The organism is Nocardioides litoris, assembly GCF_006346315.1.
Taxonomy (GTDB): Bacteria; Actinomycetota; Actinomycetes; order Propionibacteriales; family Nocardioidaceae; genus Nocardioides; species Nocardioides litoris.
On the sequence record NZ_VDMR01000019.1, the window covers coordinates 1 to 443 of the forward strand.

The following is a 443-nucleotide window of genomic DNA, read 5'->3' on the forward strand; positions in this document are numbered from 1 at the left end:
ACCCCGAGCCGGGGACTGGGGCTACGCCACCGACCGCGCCTGGATCACCAACGACGACGGCACCGTGTCCTACTGCGCCCGCGTGGGCACCGGCAACCAGGTCCGATGCGACACCTTCGACGGCACCACCTGGTCGAGCTCCAGAGACATTCCTAGCTGGACGGCCTCGACTTCGCAGGGCGTTGACGTGGGCTACGCCCAGCCGTGAGCCGGGGCTGCGCCGCCCGACTAGCGAGCCGCGTCGGGCCCCCCGCCGCGTGTTCAACATCTTTGCCTGAGGGGCGGAGGTTTCGCGGTACCGGCAGCACGCACGCCGTAGGGTCTGGCCTACGTTGGTCTGTTCGGGCAGACCCCGCACATGGGGGTGCTCGATGCCGATGATGAAGCACAAGAACTCGCTCGGAGTGGAATCGCGGTCGAGGCGGGTGGCGGCGCTGGCCGGG

Annotated in this window: 1 protein-coding gene; it reads left to right on the forward strand. The window is 69.5% G+C overall.

All coding sequences use genetic code 11. The features are described from left to right. Window positions 1-208: hypothetical protein (locus tag FJQ57_RS23135; RefSeq protein WP_211349335.1), on the forward strand; the 208-nt coding region annotated here is incomplete at its 5' end. Window positions 209-443: the final 235 nt, after the last annotated feature.